16 protein-coding genes are annotated in these 19,670 nt (G+C 70.6%); 7 read left to right on the top strand and 9 right to left on the bottom strand.

Annotated features, from left to right (window positions below; genetic code table 11):
- Positions 1-113 precede the first annotated feature (113 nt).
- Together EDC25_RS03405 and EDC25_RS03410 are read left to right on the top strand one after the other, a co-directional pair.
- Positions 114-707 (top strand): RNA polymerase sigma factor, encoded by a 594-nt coding sequence (locus tag EDC25_RS03405; RefSeq protein WP_123522674.1) that lies wholly within the window; start codon positions 114-116, stop codon positions 705-707.
- On the top strand, positions 685-4,296 hold the full coding sequence (locus tag EDC25_RS03410; RefSeq protein WP_123522673.1) for a serine/threonine-protein kinase: 3,612 nt from the start codon (positions 685-687) through the stop codon (positions 4,294-4,296). Before EDC25_RS03405 ends, EDC25_RS03410 begins: the two co-directional genes overlap by 23 nt.
- Before the next feature lie 16 nt (positions 4,297-4,312).
- Here EDC25_RS03410 and EDC25_RS03415 read toward each other — a convergent pair whose 3' ends face one another.
- Positions 4,313-4,651 carry a P-II family nitrogen regulator gene (locus EDC25_RS03415; RefSeq protein WP_123522764.1) on the bottom strand — a complete coding sequence of 113 codons (339 nt, stop codon included), beginning with the start codon at positions 4,649-4,651 and terminating at the stop codon, positions 4,313-4,315.
- Between the two features lie 109 nt (positions 4,652-4,760).
- On the opposite strand from EDC25_RS03415, the gene EDC25_RS14635 reads away from it, so the two are divergent.
- Both EDC25_RS14635 and EDC25_RS03425 read left to right on the top strand, forming a co-directional pair.
- Positions 4,761-5,024 carry an accessory factor UbiK family protein gene (locus EDC25_RS14635; RefSeq protein WP_164484112.1) on the top strand — a complete coding sequence of 88 codons (264 nt, stop codon included), beginning with the start codon at positions 4,761-4,763 and terminating at the stop codon, positions 5,022-5,024.
- A gap of 4 nt (positions 5,025-5,028) precedes the next feature.
- Positions 5,029-6,558, top strand: a complete 1,530-nt coding sequence (locus tag EDC25_RS03425; RefSeq protein WP_123522671.1) for a YifB family Mg chelatase-like AAA ATPase — start codon at positions 5,029-5,031, stop codon at positions 6,556-6,558.
- Between the two features lie 20 nt (positions 6,559-6,578).
- On the opposite strand, the gene EDC25_RS03430 is transcribed toward EDC25_RS03425, so the two are convergent.
- The 4 genes from EDC25_RS03430 to EDC25_RS03445 all read right to left on the bottom strand — a co-directional run bounded on the left by EDC25_RS03430 (position 6,579) and on the right by EDC25_RS03445 (position 10,329).
- Positions 6,579-8,066: a hypothetical protein gene (locus EDC25_RS03430; RefSeq protein ID WP_123522670.1), complete on the bottom strand. Its 1,488-nt coding sequence runs from the start codon at positions 8,064-8,066 to the stop codon at positions 6,579-6,581.
- Positions 8,067-8,182: 116 nt separating this feature from the next.
- Entirely contained in the window at positions 8,183-8,803 is a 621-nt protein-coding gene (locus tag EDC25_RS03435) for a lysophospholipid acyltransferase family protein (RefSeq protein ID WP_123522669.1), read from the bottom strand.
- A 3-nt stretch (positions 8,804-8,806) separates the two neighbouring features.
- Positions 8,807-9,241, bottom strand: coding sequence for an alternative ribosome rescue aminoacyl-tRNA hydrolase ArfB (gene arfB / locus EDC25_RS03440; protein WP_123522668.1), 435 nt, complete (start codon positions 9,239-9,241; stop codon positions 8,807-8,809).
- A gap of 350 nt (positions 9,242-9,591) precedes the next feature.
- A complete protein-coding gene (locus EDC25_RS03445) occupies positions 9,592-10,329 on the bottom strand; it encodes a pseudouridine synthase (RefSeq protein ID WP_123522667.1) in 738 nt (245 codons plus the stop codon).
- A 143-nt stretch (positions 10,330-10,472) separates the two neighbouring features.
- Between EDC25_RS03445 and EDC25_RS03450 the strand changes: the two genes are divergently transcribed.
- Together EDC25_RS03450 and EDC25_RS03455 are read left to right on the top strand one after the other, a co-directional pair.
- The gene (locus EDC25_RS03450; protein ID WP_123522666.1) at positions 10,473-11,342 is read left to right on the top strand and encodes an NYN domain-containing protein; all 870 of its coding nucleotides are present in this window, start codon (positions 10,473-10,475) and stop codon (positions 11,340-11,342) included.
- Between the two features lie 11 nt (positions 11,343-11,353).
- A complete protein-coding gene (locus EDC25_RS03455) occupies positions 11,354-12,946 on the top strand; it encodes a phytoene desaturase family protein (protein ID WP_123522665.1) in 1,593 nt (530 codons plus the stop codon).
- Positions 12,947-13,069: 123 nt separating this feature from the next.
- Here the strand turns inward: EDC25_RS03455 and EDC25_RS03460 are convergent, their stop codons facing one another.
- From EDC25_RS03460 to EDC25_RS03470, 3 genes are read right to left on the bottom strand one after another with little or no spacing between them, the layout of a single operon-like run.
- A complete protein-coding gene (locus EDC25_RS03460; RefSeq protein WP_164484111.1) occupies positions 13,070-13,642 on the bottom strand; it encodes an ECF-type sigma factor in 573 nt (190 codons plus the stop codon).
- A gap of 46 nt (positions 13,643-13,688) precedes the next feature.
- A complete protein-coding gene (gene ubiB, locus EDC25_RS03465; protein WP_243695095.1) occupies positions 13,689-15,350 on the bottom strand; it encodes a 2-polyprenylphenol 6-hydroxylase in 1,662 nt (553 codons plus the stop codon).
- Positions 15,347-15,994, bottom strand: coding sequence for a ubiquinone biosynthesis accessory factor UbiJ (locus tag EDC25_RS03470; RefSeq protein WP_123522663.1), 648 nt, complete (start codon positions 15,992-15,994; stop codon positions 15,347-15,349). Before EDC25_RS03470 ends, ubiB begins: the two co-directional genes overlap by 4 nt.
- Before the next feature lie 109 nt (positions 15,995-16,103).
- Between EDC25_RS03470 and EDC25_RS03475 the strand changes: the two genes are divergently transcribed.
- A complete protein-coding gene (locus tag EDC25_RS03475) occupies positions 16,104-18,179 on the top strand; it encodes a hypothetical protein (RefSeq protein ID WP_132577234.1) in 2,076 nt (691 codons plus the stop codon).
- Between the two features lie 23 nt (positions 18,180-18,202).
- On the opposite strand, the gene EDC25_RS03480 is transcribed toward EDC25_RS03475, so the two are convergent.
- Positions 18,203-19,630, bottom strand: a complete 1,428-nt coding sequence (locus EDC25_RS03480) for a Do family serine endopeptidase (protein ID WP_123522661.1) — start codon at positions 19,628-19,630, stop codon at positions 18,203-18,205.
- Positions 19,631-19,670 lie beyond the last annotated feature (40 nt).

The following is a 19,670-nucleotide window of genomic DNA, read 5'->3' on the forward strand; positions in this document are numbered from 1 at the left end:
GATGGATTTGTGACCGGTTGCCCAGTGGAGACGACCACAGCGAAGCAAAACGCACAGATCGGACGACCTGCCCGTCCGTTGTATAGTCCGACTTCGGGTTACAGGGGTGGAAAATGAGCGCCACCGGACTGCAGTCCCTGTCCACCGAAGCGCTGCTGCAACGCTGGCAGGCGGGGGACCATGCCGCCCGCGAGGCACTCATGGCCCGCTACCTGCCCATCCTTCGCCGCCTGGCCCACAACCGCCTGCCTACACGTGCGCGCGACCTGGCCGGTACCGAAGACCTGGTGCAACTCACGGCGATCAAGGCGCTCAACGTCCTCGACAACTTCCAGCCGCAGGGCCCCGGCGGCCTGCTGGCGTATCTGCGCACCACGCTGATGAATACGCTGCGCGACGAGTTGCGGCGCGGACAGCGTTCGCCGCTCCGCGTGAGCGACGAGGTCCTGGTCGGACAGGCCGATGCCTCGCCATCACCCATGCAGGGCGTGTTGACGGAACAGGCGCTCGCCGCCTACGAGGCGGCACTGGCGCGGCTGCGGGCCAATGACCGCGATGCGGTCAGCCTGCGTGTCGAGTTCGGTCTCGACTATGAGGAAATCGCCGGCCTCTGTGGCCTCAAAACCGCCAATGCCGCGCGCATGCGCGTCAGCCGCGCGCTGCTGAGACTGGCGGAGCTGATCGATGTCGAAACGATCCGGCCCTGAACGGACGCGGCCGCGAGGGCCCGACGCCGGTTCGCCACTGCTGGCACTGGCCGAAGCGGTGGCGGATGGTGCGCCGCTGCCGCGCGCTTCCGGCGGTGATTCGCGCATTCGCAGCGGACTGGCGCTGATCGCGGATCTGTCCGAACGCCTCGGCGCCGCGGGTGGCCGGGCACGCGGAACGCTGTCTTCGCCGGGCCGGTTCCAGTGGGGCCACCTGGAAGTGCTGCAACAGATCGGCAGCGGTGCCACTTCCGAGGTGTTCCGCGCCTTCGATCCGCTGCTTGCCGTCGAAGTGGCGCTCAAGCTCAGCCGGCCGGGACAGGGCTGGGCCGGCGCCGGCGACTGGATCGCCGAGGCGCGCAGCCTGGCGCGCATCCGCCACCCCAACGTCGTCGCCGTCCATGGCGTCGATCGCCACGACGGCCGCAGCGGCATCTGGCTCGACCTGGTCCAAGGCGAATGCCTGGACGCCCTGGTGCGCCGCGATGGGCCGTTGCCTGCGGACGATGTCCGGCAGATCGCCGCGGACATCTGCCGTGGCCTGGCAGCGATCCACGAGGCCGGCGTCCTGCACTGCGATCTCAAGCCGGCCAACCTGATGCGCAGCCGTGACGGGCGCATCCTGATCACCGATTTCGGCGCCGCCCTCATGCCCGGCCAGGCCACCGGCATCGCGCGCGGAACGCCACTGTGCATGGCGCCCGAAGTGCTGGAAGGCGCCCCCGGAACGGTGCAGTCGGATCTCTACAGCCTGGGCGTGGTCCTGTACTGGCTGGCAACGGCGACCCTCCCGGTGTCGGCGAGCAGTCTCGAGGAGCTGATCGCCCTCCACGGCCGCAGACATTCAGGAAAGGAGGGCAACGGCCTGGCGGGCGCATTGCCCTCCGGGCTGGCCGACCTGGTGCAGGCACTGCTCGATCCCGATCCCCGGCAGCGGCCGGCCAGCGCCGACGAGGTCGGACGCGTCCTCGCCGAGCGCGTGCCGACCGCACTGGCGGTGACGCCACGACGGCTTCCGACCCATGCGGCGCCCTCCGGGCCGGCGCGCTTCGACCGGCTGGTGGCACGCGACACCGAGCTCGCCTACCTGCGCCAGGAATTCCAGCGTGCGGTCGCCGGCCATGCCTTGCCGGTGCTGCTGGCGGGCGAGTCCGGCGCCGGCAAGAGCTCGGTCATCGCGCACCTGGGCGACTGGCTGTCCGTGCGCGGTGGCGTGCTGCTGCGCGTGGCGGCCGCGGCGCATCCGGCACCGGAACGGCTGGCGACGCTGGTGCGCCGGGCGCTGTCCATGCTGCCCGCTGCGGCGACGCCGCGATCCGACGACGCGGCTGAACTGGCGGCGGCGTTCCGCGGCGCCCGGCGACATGTCGTCCTCGCACTGGAAGACCTGCAGCACGCCGATGAAACCGACCGCGCCTGGCTGCGTCGCCTCACCGTCGAACTGCGCGGCCTGCCCGTGCTGCCGGTCGGACTGGTGCGCACGGACGCCGGCGAAACGCCGCCTGTGGCGTCGCTGTTCGGTGACGGCCCGGTCGGTGTGCTGCGCCTGCATCCTTTCTCGCCGCCTCAGGTCCGCCTGGCGATCGACGAGTTGCTCGGTGCACCCCAGTGCGGCCACGACGTCCCCGATGAGGTCAGCCATGCGCTGTACCGGCTGACCGGTGGGCGGCCGTTCTTCCTGGTCGAGCTGCTTCGGCACCTGATCGCCTGCGGCAGCCTGGAACTCCACGACACGCCACCGGCCTGGCACTGGCAGGGCATGCCTGAAACCTTGCCGTCCAGTCTGGAGCTGGCACTCCTCGAACGCTGTCGCACGCTTCCGGCCGGCCATGGAAGCGTCGTCGAGGCGGCAGCCGTTCTCGGCGAACGCTTCTCGCAGTCCCGCCTGGCCGCACTGCTGGACCGGGATGAGGAGGACGTGGCCACGGCGCTGCAGGCGGTGGCCGATCTGGGCATTGTCGAACAGGAGGCGCCAGGCCGATGGCTGTTCCGGCACGGGCTCATCCAGCAGGCGCTCTACCGTTCGCTGGCCGACGCGCATCGGGCGGACCTCCACCGTCGCTGCATGGGCATTTTCGCGGACGCCGGTTCCCGCGCCGAGCTGGCCGCGCTGAGCATCCACGCCGGTCATGCCGGTGATCGCGACCTGGCCTTCCGCGCGGGATATGCCGCCCTGCGTGAGGCGGGTCTGGAACAGGCCGATCCAGGCGAACTGCAGCGACTGCAGGAACTGGTCGACAGCGGGGTCATGGCCGGCGCCGAAACGCGCTGGGCCCTCGGTCTGGCGCGCATCCGCGCCCTTCGAGATCTCGGTCGCCTCTATCCGGCGCAGGAGGCTGCAGCCCGGCTGGGGACGGCGATGCGACCGCGCGCGGGCAGTCGATACGATGACCTGCTGCGCATGGAGCGCGCGCGCACCGCGTTCGCGCTCGGCGAGCACCGCCAGGTGCTCGACGAACTTTCACCGATCCTCCTCGCCGCCCGGCCCGGTGCGCCTTCGTCGACGCTGCGGCGTGCGGCGCGCCTGCTGGAGGTCCAGGCACAGGCGGCGCTGGGTGACTACAGGACGGCGGAACGCAGCCTGGCGGATCTGCTCGACGGCCCATCGGGCCGCGACCGGCAGGCGCAGACACTCGCGCTGTACGGATGGTGCCTGGCGCTGCAGGACCGCCTCGACGAAGCCGGCGAGGTCTTCCAGCGTGCTTTGGCGCGGCAGCGGCGCGGCCGTACCGCGGCGCGCGCGGACCTGTTGCGGCGCTACCACTGGGTGCTGCTGTGCCAGGGACGATACCAGGAGGCCTACCGGACCGCCCTCGATGCGCACGAGTCGTATCGCGGGCTGGGTGATGCCATGGGTCAGGCCAAGGCACGGATGGGCCTGGCGCAGGTGCGCCTGGAACAGGGCCTGATGGAGGAGGCCATCGGCTTCCTGCATCGCACGCTGCACGACCTCGATCGGGTCGGCGACCGTCACTGTCATGCCGAAACCCTGTGGCTGCTGGCAGCCGCGGATATCCGACTCGGCCGGCTCGCCGAAGCCGAAACGCATCTGCAGCGCGCGCTGGCCCTGATCGTCGAAATCGGCGACCGCGACGATGAATTCCGCTTCCTGACCGAGCAATCGCGACTGCGCCGTGCCCAACGGCGACCGGAGGCGGCCCTGGCCTGTGCACGGGAAGCCGCGGCCATCGCGACGGAACTGGGTAGTCCCACCGGCGTGGCCCTGGCGCAGGTGGAAGCGGCGGCGGCGCAGCTGGAACTGGGCGATCCGGAACCGGCGCTCGAAATCTGCGAACCGGCATGCGTGCAATTGCAGCGCCTCGGTGCCGGTGAGCGCTGGCGCGCGCACTGGATCGAGGCGCGGTGTCGGCTCGCCCATGCGCAGCCGTTGAAGGCGGTGGTCGCCTTTGCCCGGGCGCAGGCCGTGGTCGACGGTATCGTCGGCGAGTTCGGCCGTGGAGAACTGGCGCGCCGGCGCCGTTTGGCGCAGGCCTGGTCGCCGTTGCTCGAGGAACATGCCGCGGCGCTGTCGGCCCACGCCGATGTCGGCGTCGCGGAACGCCTGCGACAACGCTGGTACGCAGGCTGATCGTCGCAGCGAACGCTCAGAGCGCGTCGATATCCTCTTCGCCAGTGCGGATGCGCACGACGCGCTCCAGCGCCGTGACGAAGATCTTGCCGTCACCGATCTTGCCAGTGCGGGCGGCCTGGGTGATGGTCTCGACGACGCGGTCGGTGAGTTCGTCCGGGATCGCGATTTCCAGCTTGATCTTCGGCAGGAAATCGATGACGTATTCGGCGCCCCGGTACAGCTCGGTGTGGCCCTTCTGGCGCCCGAAGCCCTTCACCTCGCCGACGGTGATGCCCTGTACGCCGATTTCCGACAGTGCCTCGCGCACGTCGTCGAGCTTGAAGGGCTTGATCACGGCCGTCACCATCTTCATCGTGTGCCTGTCCTGCGCGGATATCGGAAAATTCCCAGGCCATTCTAGCCACGGCGCCGACGCCCGTGGTCCATCCTTCAAGCACGCTGTCCATCCCTGCGAGGCCGCCATGATCCGTCCCGACCACATCGAAGCCCTGAGCCAGCGCATCGGCGAGCTGCTTCCGCCAGGCCTCAAGGAAGGCGCCGGCGACCTGCGCCGCAACCTGCGCGCCGCCATCGGTGCGCAACTGAACCGGCTCGACCTGGTCAACAACGATGACTACGAGGTGCAGCGGGAAGTCCTGCTGCACGCGCGCGAGCAGCTCGACCAGCTGCGCGCGCGCGTCGATGCGCTGGAGGCGGAGCTGTCCCGCCTCCGCGGCGGCGACTGACCGCATGGGCCTGGCCGTCGTCGCCAGCCGGGCGCAGCTCGGCGTCCAGGCCCCACCGGTCGCGGTGGAAGTCCATCTCAGCGGTGGACTGCCCAGCACGACCATCGTCGGCCTGGCGGAAACGGCGGTGAAGGAAAGCCGCGACCGCGTCCGCGCCGCCATCCAGAACGCGCGGCTGGAATTCCCGGCCGGCCGCGTCACCGTCAACCTGGCGCCTGCCGACCTGCCCAAGGACGGCTGCCGCTTCGACCTTGCCATCGCCCTCGGCATCCTTGCCGCCAGCGGGCAGATTCCCCGCGAGCGCCTGGATGGCCACGAATTCCTCGGCGAGCTGGCGCTGTCCGGTGCCCTGCGGCCGGTGCAGGGCGTGCTGCCGGCCGCGATCCGCTGCGGCGCCGAAGGCCGCACGCTGATCGTGCCGGGAGGCAACGCCGGGGAAGTGGCGCTGGCCCGCAATACCCAGGCGCGGGCGGCGGACAGCCTGCTGGCCGTCTGCCGCTATCTGCGGGACGGCCTTGGCCTGCCGGACGCGGCATCGCTGGAGGCGTCGACGGTTGTCGATGACAGTACGCGGGCGGCGACGGACATGGCCGAGGTCCGCGGCCAGTTGCGCGCCCGCCGTGCGCTGGAGATCGCTGCCGCCGGCGGTCACAACCTGCTGATGATCGGGCCGCCCGGCAGTGGCAAGACGCTGCTGGCGTCCTGCCTGCCGGGCGTGCTGCCGCCGCTGGGCGAAGACGCGGCCCTGGAAGTGGCCGCGATCGCATCCGTCGCCGGGCGTCCGCCGCGCGACGCGCGGTCTTTCCGGCAGCCGCCGTACCGCGCGCCGCACCACACCGCTTCGGCGGTCGCACTGGTCGGCGGCGGCAGTCGGCCGCGGCCGGGCGAGATCTCCCTGGCGCATCAAGGCGTGCTTTTCCTCGACGAGTTGCCGGAATGGAACCGGCAGGCGCTGGAAGTGCTGCGTGAACCACTGGAATCCGGTCGCATCGTCATTTCGCGGGCGGCACGGCAGGCCGAATTTCCGGCCGCGTTCCAGCTGGTCGCCGCGATGAATCCCTGTCCCTGCGGTTATGCCGGCGATCCCGCTGGACGATGCCGTTGTTCCGCGGATGCCATCGCCCGCTATCGCGGACGCGTCTCGGGCCCGCTGCTGGATCGCATCGACCTGCATGTCGAAGTACCGCGCCTGCCGCAGCAGGAACTGCTGGCGCCAGGCATGCGCGGGGAATCCTCGCAGTCCGTGCGCGATCGCGTCTGCGCCGCGCGGCAGCGGCAACGGGCGCGCGCGGGCGTGGCCAACGCGCGCCTGGGCGGCGCCGACCTGCGTCGGGATGTCGTGCTCGATCCAGCGGCGACCGCGCTGCTGGAACAGGCGGCGGAGAAGCTGGAGCTGTCGGCACGCGCCTGCCATCGCCTGATGCGCGTGGCGCGCACGATCGCCGACCTGGCCGGCGCCGCAAGCGTGGACCGCGCGCACCTGGCGGAAGCGGTCAGCTACCGCAGCCTGCGGATGTCGCCGAGCCGGGTGTAGAGGCGGAAGCGCAGTGGCCCTCAGGGCAACTGCGCGCGCAGCTTCGCCAGGTCGACGTCGTCCGGATAGAGCTGTGCCAGCTTGTCGATCAGCGGCCGGGCCGCGGCGACGTTGTCGAGGCGGAACGCCAGCAGACGCGCCAGGCGCAGGCCGGCGTCACGATGCGCCGCATGGGCGCGGTGCCGGTTCACGAACGCCAGCAGCAGGTGGCTGGCCGGTTGCGGCTGTTCCGCCGCGACCAGTTGCCGGGCGACGGCCAGGGCGGCGTCCGGGCGATCCATCAGGAAGCCCTTGTCACGCTTCAGCCCGAAGCGCACCAGCCAGGCCAGATCGTCGGCGCGGCCGGCGGCCTGCCACTGCGAGGCCAGGTCAGCCAGCTCCGGGAGCAACGCCGCATCCGCCGGCAGCACCTCGACGGCGGAAAGGAAATCCGGACGGCCCAGCCGCCGCTCGCGCAGTGCGGCGACCAGCTCGCGCGCGGCGGCGTCCACGTCGCCCGCGTCAACCAGGGCGCCGGCCCGTGCGCGCGCCAGTTCCGCCGCCGACGGGGCAGCCGGCGGTGCTGCGACGGCCGCGGTCACGTCGCCTTCGTTCGCCGGCACGGCCGCTGACATTGCCGCCATCGCGGCAGGTGCACTGGCGACAACAACGCCAGCCGCTTCGACGTCGTCCACCGGATCGAGGTCATCCTCGACACCCAGCTGCGGACGCAGGGCGCGCTCCATCACGAACCACCACGGCAGCGAGATCAGGCTCAGGATGCCAACCACGATCAGCACCACCGACGCGGCATCGCGGGCGGCCAGCATGATCAGGTTCCCGCCCACCATCTTGATGATGGCGTGGATGACCACCAGCAGCGACGAGGTGATGGCCAGGGACGATTTCACGAACCGTCCTGCCTGCCCGAACACGACGCGGAAGCTCTGAACGAACAGGTCCGCAATCGGTTCCTTGCCTCGCAGCGCTGCGATATGCGCCATCACGCCGGTGGCGGACAGCATGAATATCAGGGGCGAGAAGATCAGGGTGAAGAGGTAGACGCCATAGACGTCGAACCGGAACAGCAGCCGGATGAAAAGCTGCGCGATGAAGGGGGTGGAGAGGATCTCCCGCAGCAGCAGGCCGATGACCCAGGTGATCGCCGCCCACGCGGCGGTGACAATGGCCACGCGGACCAGCGCCGCTTGCGGTGGCAGCAGGGCGCCGACACCCCAAGGCCGCCCTTCGCTGCGCGCCAGAACCGCGAAACCGGTCATCATCACGCCGGTCAGCAGTGCGTGCTGGAGGATGTCGTCGAAGACACTGCGCCAGCCGTCGTCGAACGGGCCGGCCAGCCGGATGTGTGGCGTCAACCATGTCAGCAGCACGACGGCCGCGGCAAACGGCGCGATCTGCCTGAAGCGTCGACCCAGCAGCTGGAACGTCGGCGCCAGCCACTGCAGCATCGGCGTCTCGTCCAGCTCCAGGTCGAGCGGGTGCGTGCCGACACGCTCTGGTGTGTCCATCCCTGTACTCCCTCGGGGGGCATCCCTGCAGCGGCGGAGTGTAGGCGGCCTCAACGGGGCCGACAAGCGGATCGCGTGATCGCGCAGGCGCCGTCGCGCGGCCGGATTTCCGCCGCTCAGCCGGTGTCCACGGCCGACTTGCCGCGGGCGCCGCGCCAGGGTTCGTAGAACGCGCGCAGCGTCGCGATGTCCGCTTCCATGTCGTCACCCGGCCACAGCATCGGCCCCAACCCGATGCGCTTGTCGGGATAGTGGAAATAGGCGGGAATGATGGGCACGCCGGCGGCCTTGGCAATGCGCCAGAAACCCGTCTTCCAGCGCGGCACGACCTTGCGCGTACCTTCCGGCGCAACACCCAGCCAGAACTTCTCGTTCTCGGCGAAGCGTTGGACCGCACTCTCGATCAAGGCGCTGCCGCCGCTGCCGCGGTCGATGGGGATGATGCCGAAATGGCGGAGGATCGATCCCAACGGCCACCAGAACAGCTGGCGCTTGGCCAGGAAGCGCGCATCGAGACCGAGCACCTGCTTGACCGCCAGTCCGTGCAGGGCATCCATGTTGCTGGAATGCGGCGCGGCGATCACCACGGCTTTCGGCACGTCCGGAAACGCGTCCACCATGCGCCAGCCGGACAGGCGCAACCACCACGCACCGAGCCGGCCGGAGATGGGCGCGCGCACGCGGGGCGCCTGCGGCGGCAGGGGTGGCGCGTAGGGCAGCGGCAACTTCGAACTCATTCGTCAGTCATCCAGTCGCGGTCGGCCGCGATTGCGTTTGATGGCGCCACGTCCGACCTTGCTGTCGACACGGCGTTGTTGCGAGGCGCGCGTGGGCTTTGTGGCAATGCGCGCCTTCGGCACGTGCAGTCCGGCGCGGATGAAATCCGCCAGGCGCTCGCGGGCGTCCTCGCGGTTGCGCGACTGGTCGCGATAGCGCTGTGCCTGGATGACCAGCACGCCGTCATCGGTCAGTCGCCGGTCGCGCCGGCGCAGCAGGCGTTCGCGCAAGGGTTCGGGCAGCGAGGGCGACAGGCGGATGCTGAAGCGCAGCTCGACCGCACTGGCGACCTTGTTGACGTTCTGGCCGCCCGGTCCCGAGGCGGTGACGAAGCGTTCCGACAGCTCGCCTTCCGGAATCGCAATGCCCGGCGCGATGTCGACGGCATCAGTACCCATCGCCGCTGGCCTCAACAAATGCGGCGCACCGACGCCGACGCGGCGCGCAGGACGCGCTCGCGGGAGCGAAGGGCTGGCGGAACCGGCAGGACATGGCCGCGCATGATACGCGACGCGGCTGCGCGGACGCCGCGGGTGCCGGGCATGGCCCATCGTCGTGGCCCGCGACGGAAACGGCTCATGGCATTCCATCCAGTCCTTCGCTGACGGTCGGATCGGGAAATCCACCCGGTGTCGCCGGGGTTTTCATCCAGGCCGCCCGGCACGCCTGCCGGCTCTGGCTTGCATGCCGACGCCGGCGCCCCGGTGCCGGCACGGCGGGCAGGTTCCCAGGTGCCGTCGGCCGGCCGTCAGTGCGTGGTCGCGTCGTCGCCGGCGAGCGCCGACGTCCAGCCGAAGCGCTCCAGCAGTCCCGTCCAGGTCGCATCCAGCGGTGCTTCAAGCCACAGCCGGGTGCCCGACACCGGATGTTCGAACGACAGTTTCCAGGCATGCAGCAGCATGCGGTGGCAGCTGAAATGTTGCCGGAACAGCCGGTTGTGCTCGCCACGGCCGAGCGTGCTGTCGCCGATGATCGGATGGTGGATGTGGTGCAGGTGCCGGCGCAGCTGGCGGTAGCGACCCGTCTGCGGCGACAGCGCCAGCAGTGCATAGCGTTGCTGCGGATAGCGTCCCAGCGCGATCGGAACTTCGACCGTCGCCAGCCGGCGCCAGCGCGTCAGCGCCGGCTTGCGTTCGCCGGTCATGCCGCCGACGCTGAGCGGATAGTCGATCTCGCCGGCCTCGTCGGGCCAGCCGCGGACCACGGCCAGGTAGGTCTTGTCGACGCTGCGCGACATCAGCTGTTCGCCCAGCGCACTGGCCACCTCGCGCGACCGCGCCACCAGTACCAGGCCGCTGGTCGCGCGGTCCAGGCGGTTGACCAGGAACAGAGGTCCCCCGGCCTGCGTGCGCAGGCGGTCCATGAGGTAATCGCCGTCGCGCGCGACCATCCGGCTGCGGTGTACGGCCAGTCCAGCCGGCTTGTCCACGGCCATCAGTCCGCCGTCCTCGAAGACCAGCGTCAGGGGCGGATCGGGGAAGTCCATGTCGACGTGTAGAACCTGCAGGTATGCGCGCCGGTCCGGCGCGATGGCCGGCAGTGTAGAGGTGATTCCGCCGGCCCGGGCGGATGCCGGGATCGGGGGCGGTGCCGCACTTCAGGGTGGCCCGGCGGTGCTAGCATCGCCGCATGCCCCGCGATCGCCGTGACGCCGATGACCTCGCCGTGGACCAGTTGCGGCTGGCCCTGCTTGTGGATGCCGACAATGCCTCGCCGGCAGTGATCGAAGGCGTGCTGGCGGAAGTCGCGCGCTTCGGCATCGCCAGCGTCCGCCGCCTCTACGGCGACTGGACCTCGCAGCGGCACGCAGGATGGAAGAAGGTGCTGCTGGATCATTCGCTGGCGCCGGTGCAGCAGTTCGCCTACACCACGGGCAAGAACGCCACCGACAGCGCGATGATCATCGACGCGATGGACCTGATGTACACGCGCCGCTTCGGTGGTTTCTGCCTGGTGTCCAGCGACAGCGACTTCACGCGCCTGGCGCAGCGACTGCGCGAGGAAGGCCTGCTGGTCCTGGGATTCGGCGAGCGCAAGACGCCGGCGCCGTTCGTCGCCGCCTGCGACAAGTTCATCTACACGGAAGTGCTGACTGCAGGGCGCGACGCGCCGGCTGCCGCGACGTCCGGAGAAAGCGACGGCGACGCCGCGCCAGTGGCAGCGGACTCGGCCATCGCCAGGCCAGCGGCGCAGAAGGCGCCAGTGCCCTTCGACCTCATTGAGCGCGCCATCGGCGAATCCGATGACGATGACGGCTGGGCGCACCTCGGTCCCGTCGGCGGCTATCTCACCAAGGTGCGCCCGGATTTCGATCCGCGCCTCTACGGCTTCAAGAAACTGAGCGACCTGCTCCGTGCCCATCCGCAGCGCTATGAACTGCGCGAGCTGGTCCAGGACGGCGCCGGCAGCCGGATGATCCATGTTCGCCTGGCGCGGCCGGTGAAGAAGGCGGCGCCGGCGCGTCGCGGTCGCGCCGCCAAGAAAGCGACGGCACCCTGACGGATGCGTTCATGAGCGATGTCATCGTCATCGGCGCCGGGCACAACGGCCTGGTCTGCGCCGCGTACCTGGCTGCCGCCGGCCTGAAGGTGACCGTGCTGGAGCGCCGCGATGTCGTCGGTGGCGCCGCGGTCACCGAGGAATTCCATCCCGGTTTCCGCAATTCGGTGGCGTCGTACACGGTGTCGCTGCTGCAGCCGAAGGTGATCGCCGACCTGCAGCTGCACCAGCACGGGCTGCGCATCGTCGAGCGGCCGCTGGCGAATTTCCTGCCGCTGCCGGACGACCGCTACCTGAAGGTCGGCGGTGGGCGCACCGCCTCGGAATTCGCCAGGTTCTCACGCCGGGATGGCGAGCGCCTGGCGGCCTACGGGGAACGCCTCGACGCCATCGCCGACGTCCTGCGCGCGCTGGTGATGGAGACCCCACCCAACGTCGTCGAAGGTGGCTGGCTGCAGGCGCTGCCGCAGCTGTTGAAGTCGGCGAAGCTGGCCAGGCGGCTGCGGCCGCTGGGGTTGGATGGGCAACGCGAGCTGCTCGACCTGTTCACGCTGTCGGCGGCCGAGTACCTGGAACGCTGGTTCGAGAGCGATCCGGTGAAGGCGGTATTCGGTTTCGACGGCATCGTCGGCCACTACGCCAGTCCTTATACACCCGGCTCCGCCTATGTGCTGCTGCACCACGTCTTCGGCGAGGTCAACGGACGCAAGGGCGCCTGGGGCCACGCCATCGGCGGCATGGGCGCCATCACCCGGGCGATGGCGCGCTGCTGCGTCGCGCGCGGCGTCGACATCCGCACCGGCACCGGCGTGCGCGAGGTCATCGTCGAGCGCGGCCGCGCCACCGGCGTCGTCACCGCCGGGGGCGAAACGCTGCGTGCGTCGCGCGTCGTCTCGAACCTCAATCCGCGCCTGCTGTTCGAACAGCTGGTCGATCCGGCAGTCCTGCCGGCCGATTTCCGCGTGCGCATCGGGCAATGGAAATGCGGTTCCGGCACCTTCCGAATGAATGTCGCGCTCAGCGAGCTGCCCGATTTCCGCGCGCTGCCCGGCAAGGTCGCCGCCGAACACCATGGCTCGGGGATCATCATGGCGCCCAGCCTCGACTACATGGATCGCGCGTACCTGGATGCGCGCGCGCATGGCTGGTCGCGCCAGCCGATCGTCGAGATGCTGATACCTTCGACGCTGGACGATTCGCTGGCGCCGCCCGGCGCGCATGTTGCCAGCCTGTTCTGCCAGCAGTTCGCGCCGCAGCTGCCGGACGGGTCGAGCTGGGACGACCACCGCGAGGCGGTCGCCGACCTCATCATCGACACCGTCAACGACTACGCGCCGAACTTCAGGGCGTCGGTGATCGGCCGGCAGATCAACAGCCCGCTGGACCTGGAACGCACCTTCGGCCTGGTCGGCGGTGACATCTTCCACGGCGCGTTGTCGCTCAACCAGCTGTTTTCAGCGCGGCCGATGCTGGGCCATGCCGACTACCGCACGCCGATCGCCGGCCTCTACCAGTGCGGTGCCGGCACCCATCCCGGGGGCGGCGTCACCGGCGCGCCCGGACACAACGCGGCGCGCGAAATCCTCCGCGACCGCCGCCGTTGACGTTGCCTGCGCAGGCCGTCGTCCACCGGACCGTCCATGGGCACCTTGCGTTCCTTCGGCGGGCGCCAGCCGGTGCCGTAGGCGCGCGCTCGACGGCGAGGTCTGTGGGCTTGCGCGGTGGCGTCAGGCGCCGAGCGCGAGCTGCTGGTGCAGGAACGCCTTGGCCGCGCGCGTGTCGCGCTTGATGGTCGGCTCGGACACGCCCAGCAGCTCGGCGATGTCCTTCACTTCGAGGCCGGCGAAGAAACGCAGTTCGACGACCTTGACCAGGCGTTCGTCCAGCGCCGCCAGTTTCTCCAGCGCCTTGTCGATGGCGAGCAGCTGCTCGGCCTGCGCATCGACCGGCAGCGGCTGGCCTTCCAGCGCATCCAGCGCGACGTGTTCGGCGCCGCCGCCCCGACGTTCGGCCAGTCGTGCGCGGGCATGGTCGATCACCACCTGGCGCATGGCGCGCGCGGCGGTGGCATAGAAGTGCCGACGGTTCTCATAATCCAGACCGGCGCCTTCGAACAGCTTGAGGTAGGCCTCGTTGACCAGCGCGCAGGTGTCCAGCGTGGCGCCGCGGCGATGCCGGTTGAGTTCAGCGCGCGCGATGCGCACCAGGTCGTTGTAGACCAGTCCGAGGAAACGTTCGCGGCCGGCCGGCTGGTCGGCTTCGGCCAGGGCGAGGGTGATCGCGGGCGACGGATCGATCATGGGTCGATCATAGCTCGGTCGGCGCGCAGTGGGTGTGCGCGCGGCCTCAGTCGCCGCGGCGGCGGAGGGCCAGTGCGAAAGCGGCCAGTCCCGCGCCCAGTGCCGACAACGGCAGCAGCGGCAGCCCGTTCCAGGACGGTCCGCCGGCATCGCCGGCCAGGAGAACGGCCGCCGCCACCAGCAGCCCGGCGCCGCAGATCGCCAGCACCTGGCGGCGCAGCAGCGACTGACGTTGCTGCTGCGCCTGGGCCTGCGCCACGGCGACCAGCGCCAGTTGCTCGCGCTGGCGCTCCAGAGATTCGCGTGCCAGCCGCGGCAGCGATACCGCCTGTTCCATCCAGTCCGGCATGCGGATCTTCGCCGCGCGCAGGAGCGAACCGACGCGGCCGTACTGCTGGCGCATGATGTCGTCGAGTACCGGTTGCGCGACCGACCAGATATCGATCTGCGGATCCAGCCAGCGGCTCAGGCCTTCGACATTGAGCAGCGTCTTCTGCAGCAGGATCAGCTGCGGCTGCAGCGTGAGCTGGTAGCGCTGCGCCATGCGGAACAGCTTGAACAGCACTTCGCCGAGATTGATCTGCGACAGCGGCCGCGTGAAGTACGGTTCGCAGACCGCGCGCACGCCGGCTTCCAGCGCCTCGACGCGGATGTGCCGCGGCATCCAGCCGGCTTCCAGGTGCAGCTCCGCCACGCGCCGGTAGTTCATGGTGAACATCGCCATGAAGTTCTCGGCCAGGTAGCGCTGGTCGGCCGGCGACAGCGTGCCGACCATGCCGAAGTCGAGCAGCACGATGCGTGGCGGCGCACCCTCGCGAGGCTGCACCAGCAGGTTGCCCGGATGCAGGTCGGCATGGAACAGGTTGTCGCGGAACACCTGCGTATAGAACAGCTCGATCAGCCGCCGTGCCAGGGCCGGTTTGTCGATCCCGGCGGCATCCAGCGCGGCGCCATCGGCGATCGGAATGCCGTGCATGCGTTCCTGGGTCAGCACCGTTTCGGCGGTCAGGTCCCAGTTCACCCGCGGCACGGCCACGGCGCCGCCGGCGTTCCAGATGCGCCCGATGGCGCTGGCGTTGGCGCCTTCATGCTGCAGGTCCAGTTCGTTCGCGAGCGTCGCCTCGACTTCCGCCACGACTTCGCGCGGCCGTATCCGGTCGGCGCGCGGATGGCGTCTTTCGGCCACGCGTGCGATGGCGTGCAGCAGTTCCATGTCGCGCTGGACCAGCCCGTGCACGCCGGGTCGCAGCACCTTGACGACGACATCGCTGCCGTCATGCAGGCGGGCTGGATGGACCTGGGCGATCGAGGCCGCCGCCAGCGCGGTTTCGTCGAAGGCCGCGAACAGTTGCGACACCGGCCTGCCCAGTGCGCGCTCGACCTCGGCGCGCGCCTGGTCGCCCGGGAACGGCGCGACGCGATCCTGCAGCGCGGCCAGCTCGTCGGCCACCGCCGGCGGCAGCAGGTCGCGGCGCGTGGACAGGATCTGCCCGAACTTCACGAAGATCGGACCCAGGTGTTCCAGTGCCAGGCGGGCACGCTGCCCGGCCGGCAACGCGTCGATATCGGGTCGCGCCTTGCCGACCAGCGGTTTGAGCAGGCGCAGCGGCCAGGGCAGCTGGCGATCGCCAAGCAGGCCGTCGAGCCGGTAGCGCAGTGCCACCACCAGCAGGCGCATGACGCCGGTTGCCGCGCGGCGACTGCTCATGCGCGCGGCAGCCCGCGTTCTATGCGGCCGACGCGCGCCGCCAGGCGCTCGACATCGTCACGCAGGCGGTCCACCGCATCGACGAAGGCATCGATCTCGCTGCGCGGGGTGATCACGCCGGCTTCCTCGGTCAGGAACTCGGCGCCGCTGGCCGCCAGTTCGCCGGCCTGGCGCCGCGCCCAAGCGAGCGCGCCAGCGAATCCGCGCGCGATCTGCGGACCCAAGGTGCCGCCGAACACCTCGACGAACGGCAGTTCCCAGTCCGGATCGAAGTCGCGCAGCGCGCTTTCAAGCAGGCGCGCCAGTTCGAGGTCGCCATCGATACGGACGCCACTGGGCAGGCCACGATCCGCGCCCGGCGTCGCCAGCCAGGTCACCAGGCCGGCCGGCTCCAGCGCCAGGCCCAGGTCGGCGTCACCGTCATGGTCGGGAACCGGCCGCACGCGTCCGCTGGCGATGCGCAGGCGCAGGCCGCGACGGGCGCCACGCAGACGCAGGCGCAGTTCCCGCCCGTCCAGGCGCTGCAGGGTGCCGGTCGAGCCCGGATCCAGGCGCAGGAAGCGGTCCAGCGCGGCCTCCACCACGCCGGCCAGCGCATCCAGCGCGCGTTGCGGCACGTCGCGATTCAGGGCGTCCTCGTTCATGTCCGCGATTGTACCTGCGCGCCGCCAGCCTTAACCGCGACGCGCCCGCGGCTGGCGCGCGGCGGTGAACTGCGGTAAACCGTCGCTTCACTTTGAGCGGAAGTACACCGTGCACCTTCGTCACGTTTCCGGTCTCCTCCTGCTGGCAGCGCTCGCGCTGGCGGCCGGGGTGGCGCGAGCGGCTTGGGAGCGGCAGGGACAGACGCCGTCCGGCGCGGTCTACCGGATGGCCGTGCCGGAAGGCTGGCGGTCCGGAGATGGCCTCGTGGTCTTCCAGCGCGATCTGAGTTTCGAACTGGACCTGGCGCCCGACCTCGGGCCGCTGGCGCAGTTGCAGCTGGAGCAGGGCTACGCGGTGGTGGCGTCCGGCTACAGCCAGGCCGGCTGGGCCGTTTTCGCCAGCGGCCGGGACAATGCCGAGCTGGTCGAGCGCTTTGCGGCCGATGTCGGCGAACCGGGGCGGGTACTCACCTACGGCACGGCGATGGGTGGGTACATCGCCCTGCAGATGGCCCAGGATCCGCGCATCGCCGTGGACGGCGTGCTGGCGCTGTGTCCGCTGGCAGCCGGCCACCGTCGCTGGGATGAGGCGCTGGACCTGCGCGTCGTCTATGACGCGGTCTGCAATGGCGTGCCTGGTGGCGGACTGCCGGCCGCCGCCGACCAGTCCTGGCTGCTGGAGGCCGGCCAGATCTCCGCCGCCGGACTGGCCGACATCGTCGGCCGCGCCGGGGTCTGCCTCGGCATCGACGTGCGCCCGGAACAGCGCGAGCCGGCGCAGCAGGCGCGGCTGGACGTTCTCAAGGCGCGCAGCGGGCTTGCGGACGATGCCGCCGTGCTGCCGCGGCTTGCCTGGGCCACCGTCGGGCTGAGCGACCTGCTGCGCGATCGCGGCAAGCTGGCGGGCGCGGCGGCGGTCGGCAATAGTGGCGTCGACTATGGCGATGCCGCCATCAATGCGCGCGTGCACCGGGTCGCCGCCGACGCCTTCGCGGCCCTGGAATTCCGCCTGCAGTCCGGGTTGCGGCCGGGCGGGCAGGCGCGCGTGGTCAGCCTGCATGGCCAGGCCGACGAAGTGGTCGGTGCCGCGCACCAGGCCTCGCTGCGTGCGCTGTGGCCGGATGCCCGGCTGCTGTTGGCGCATGCCGCCACCACCGAGCCGGCGGGCTGCGGCCTCTCGGCCGCCGAGATCGAGTCGGCCTGGGACACCTTGCTGGCCTGGGTGGACGCGCCACAGGCACCGGCGCCCGATGCCGTCGAGCTGCAGGCGCGTTGCCTGGAACGCATCGCCAATGGCGACTCGTCCGGCGAGTGCCGCATCGATCCCGCTTTCGAGGGCGACGTGGACGGTGCCGCTTTCCGCTCGCGCGGACTGGCCGTCGACCGTCTTGATGCACGTTTCAGCGGCGACTGGATCGATACGGACCATCCCGGGGAGCAGTGGTCGCTGGAACTGCTCGAGGGTGGCGGCGCCCTGATCTATGGACTGACCTTCCCGGCTGCCGGCGAAGGGGGCGAGCAGTTCTGGCTGATCGGCAGCGGTCGCGCCGATGGCAACGGCATCGCCTTCGACGAGGTGCACAGCCTGCAGGGCGGTGGTTTCGGTGAGGATTTCGATCCCTCGCACGCGCGCTTCCGGCCGTGGGGAATGCTGCGCATGGTGTTCGACGATTGCGGTGTGGCACGCCTGCGCTACAGCGCCGGCGCAAGCTTCGGTCGCGGCGAGCGGCGCCTGCTGCAGGCACGCGGACTGGCTGGCGGCGACTGCGACAACGATGGGGCGAAGGCCGCGGAGGGCCTGGCCGCGCTCAGCGGCAGCTGGTACGACCCGCAGCGTCCGGGCCAGGGCGCGACGCTGAACATCGACGTCAATGGCAGCGCCCGCCTCGTGCTGATGGGCTACGACCCGCGCCAGGGCCAGCCGGCATGGCTGCAGGCGGGCGGGCACATCGATTTCCTCGGCCGCGCCCGCTTCGAACGCGTGCAGCGCGCGCTGGGTCCGCGCTTCGATCGCGAACAGGGCGGCACGCTGCAGCTGCGGGACTGGGGCCGCATCGAGATCGACTTCCCGGACTGCGACCACGCCGTCCTGCGCTATCGCGGCCCGGACGCGGAGTGGGGCAGCGGCCGCCTGCAACTGCAGCGGCTGACCCGGCCGCTGGGCGTCGGCGACTGCGGCCTGTAACCGCGCGTCGCCGCCGCCCGGAATCAGGGCATCGGCACCTGGTAGAGGCGATTGCCGCGCAGGATGGTCAGGTTGACCAGCGGCGGCTTGCCGGCGAGCACATCGCGCAGGGCTTCCAGGTCGGCGATCTCGGTGTCGTTGACGCGCACGACGATGTCGCCGCGGCGGAGGCCGGCACGCGCCGCGCGCCCACTCGCCGCGCTGACAGCGGCGCCGGTGATGCCGTTGGCCACGTACTGCTGGGGCACCGGTACGAAGTGCGCACCCCCCAGGCGGGCATCGAGGTTGTCGCCCAGCAGCTCGCTGAGCGTCGCCACAAGGCGCACGCGCAGCTGCCGCGTCCGCGTGTCGCGCAGCACTGAGACCGGCAGGTCCTGCTGCACCGGCAGCAGGCCTTCGATGTTGCGCAGGTCGCGCACGGTGTTCACCGCCTGCCCGTCCACCCCGGTGATCACGTCGCCGACCTGCATGCCGGCGCGTGCGGCGGCACTGTCGGCGCCGACGCGGGTGACCACCACGCCGCGGCCGGCGCGCACGCCCAGCGTGCTGGCCAGCGACTCGTCGATGTCCTGCACCTCGATGCCCAGGCTGCCCCGCTGCACGACGCCATGCTCGACCAGCTGCCGCATCACCTCGCGTGCCAGTGTCGCGGGAATGGCGAAGCCGATGCCGGCGCTGTCGCCGCTGCGCGAGTAGATCGCCGTGTTGATGCCGATCAGCTCGCCGCGCAGGTTGACCAGGGCGCCGCCGGAATTGCCGGGATTGATCGAGGCGTCCGTCTGGATGAAGTTCTGGTAGCCGGCGCCGCGCAGGCCGCTGCGACCCAGCGCCGAGACGATGCCGGAGGTGACGGTCTGGCCGAGGCCGAAAGGATTGCCGACGGCGACGACGAAATCGCCGACGCGCAGTTCGTCCGACACCGCCAGCGGCAGCGCCGTGAGGTTCTCGGCCGGCACCTTGACGACGGCGATGTCGGTGCCGGGATCGGCGCCGACGCGCTCGGCGGTCAGCGTGCGGCCGTCGGCGAGCGTGATCGAAATGTCATCGGCGCCCTCGATCACATGGTGGTTGGTGACGATCAGGCCTCGCGCCGCATCGACGATCACGCCCGATCCCAGCGAGCGCTCGATGCGTTCGCGCGGCATGTCGGGAATGCCGAAGAAGTGCCGGAAGAAGGGGTCGTCGAACATCGGCGACTGCCGTACCTGCACGCGGCTGGCGGTATAGACGTTGACCACCGCCGGCATCACCCGTTCGAGCATCGGCGCCAGCGACGGCAGCGGCTGGCCATCGATGCTGGCCGGCAGTCCGGCGGCGTGGGCGGGCGCCGCGACCAGCGACTGCAGCGGCGCCGGCGCGCGCCCGTCGTGCAGCGCCGCGCCCAGCCAGCCGAAGCCGGCGGCAACGAGCGCGAAGACCAGAGTGGGGAGACGTGGGCGGTTGGCGGTCATGGCGGATCCTGGCGGGCAATGGAAAGCAGGCTGCACGGAC

Source organism: Pseudofulvimonas gallinarii, assembly GCF_004343305.1.
Lineage (GTDB): Bacteria > Pseudomonadota > Gammaproteobacteria > Xanthomonadales > UBA2363 > Pseudofulvimonas > Pseudofulvimonas gallinarii.

What these genes read in the sequence shown, in the direction of transcription:
- EDC25_RS03480 (WP_123522661.1), bottom strand. Translation starts at nt 19,630, where the DNA reads ATGACCGCCAACCGCCCACGTCTCCCCACTCTGGTCTTCGCGCTCGTT.
- EDC25_RS03415 (WP_123522764.1), bottom strand. Translation starts at nt 4,651, where the DNA reads ATGAAGATGGTGACGGCCGTGATCAAGCCCTTCAAGCTCGACGACGTG.
- EDC25_RS03430 (WP_123522670.1), bottom strand. Translation starts at nt 8,066, where the DNA reads ATGGACACACCAGAGCGTGTCGGCACGCACCCGCTCGACCTGGAGCTG.
- EDC25_RS03435 (WP_123522669.1), bottom strand. Translation starts at nt 8,803, where the DNA reads ATGAGTTCGAAGTTGCCGCTGCCCTACGCGCCACCCCTGCCGCCGCAG.
- EDC25_RS03445 (WP_123522667.1), bottom strand. Translation starts at nt 10,329, where the DNA reads ATGGACTTCCCCGATCCGCCCCTGACGCTGGTCTTCGAGGACGGCGGA.
- EDC25_RS03425 (WP_123522671.1), top strand. Translation starts at nt 5,029, where the DNA reads ATGGGCCTGGCCGTCGTCGCCAGCCGGGCGCAGCTCGGCGTCCAGGCC.
- arfB (WP_123522668.1), bottom strand. Translation starts at nt 9,241, where the DNA reads ATGGGTACTGATGCCGTCGACATCGCGCCGGGCATTGCGATTCCGGAA.
- EDC25_RS03410 (WP_123522673.1), top strand. Translation starts at nt 685, where the DNA reads ATGTCGAAACGATCCGGCCCTGAACGGACGCGGCCGCGAGGGCCCGAC.
- EDC25_RS03405 (WP_123522674.1), top strand. Translation starts at nt 114, where the DNA reads ATGAGCGCCACCGGACTGCAGTCCCTGTCCACCGAAGCGCTGCTGCAA.
- EDC25_RS03450 (WP_123522666.1), top strand. Translation starts at nt 10,473, where the DNA reads ATGCCCCGCGATCGCCGTGACGCCGATGACCTCGCCGTGGACCAGTTG.
- EDC25_RS14635 (WP_164484112.1), top strand. Translation starts at nt 4,761, where the DNA reads ATGATCCGTCCCGACCACATCGAAGCCCTGAGCCAGCGCATCGGCGAG.
- ubiB (WP_243695095.1), bottom strand. Translation starts at nt 15,350, where the DNA reads ATGAGCAGTCGCCGCGCGGCAACCGGCGTCATGCGCCTGCTGGTGGTG.
- EDC25_RS03460 (WP_164484111.1), bottom strand. Translation starts at nt 13,642, where the DNA reads ATGATCGATCCGTCGCCCGCGATCACCCTCGCCCTGGCCGAAGCCGAC.
- EDC25_RS03455 (WP_123522665.1), top strand. Translation starts at nt 11,354, where the DNA reads ATGAGCGATGTCATCGTCATCGGCGCCGGGCACAACGGCCTGGTCTGC.
- EDC25_RS03470 (WP_123522663.1), bottom strand. Translation starts at nt 15,994, where the DNA reads ATGAACGAGGACGCCCTGAATCGCGACGTGCCGCAACGCGCGCTGGAT.